Origin of the sequence: Bacteroides sp. D1, from assembly GCF_000157095.2 — a bacterium.
GTDB lineage: Bacteria > Bacteroidota > Bacteroidia > Bacteroidales > Bacteroidaceae > Bacteroides > Bacteroides xylanisolvens.
In genome coordinates this window covers 1-633 of sequence record NZ_JH114342.1, presented here as the reverse complement: position 1 = coordinate 633, position 633 = coordinate 1, and the positions used below count along the sequence as shown (strand labels likewise).

Below are 633 nucleotides of genomic sequence, written 5' to 3'. Positions count from 1 at the left end.
TTGATTTAAAAAGATTTTTCACAAAACGAAAATTTAGAATTTTCGTCTCCTTTGATAACAATTCTCTCTCATTCAGAAAAGAAAGTGAGCCATAGCTTAAAGCTGCTGTTCCTCTATTATTATCTCTAAAATTAAGTCCTGAAATGATAATATATGGTTTCATTGTATTTTTATTTAACAATTTTATAAACAATTCGAATTATAAGCATATGAAATCTAAGCATGAATGGAGATAATGTCATGATTTTCTTATATAATATATTATTCCCCATTTTTGATAATATATTATTAAACTTTTTTTCTAGCGATGCTTTATCTTTGGCCATTATAGTATGTCCTTGAGCTTCTATATAGTCTTCCACAGAAGAATCTATTAGCCGCAATAACGACTTATTTTTCATTTCTTCAATAAAAGCTAATCCCTTCTCTGTATTGATTAAAAACATTGTATGACCTATTTTATCACTAATTTTATATTTTCCCAACCAAGGATCTGCTAATGATACATCCGCCTTATAGCTAATATCTTCTTTGCACATGAGGCAACGTTTGGGACGGAATAATTTTGACTGATGCATTAATCTCCAAGGATTAGTATAATTATTTTTATATATTTTTTTACCATCAAACAAT

1 protein-coding gene is annotated in these 633 nt (G+C 27.8%); it reads right to left on the bottom strand.

Annotated features, from left to right (window positions below):
- Positions 1-170: 170 nt before the first annotated feature.
- The coding region (locus BSAG_RS11885; protein ID WP_032852340.1) for a Coenzyme F420 hydrogenase/dehydrogenase, beta subunit C-terminal domain at positions 171-633 on the bottom strand (463 nt) is incomplete at its 5' end.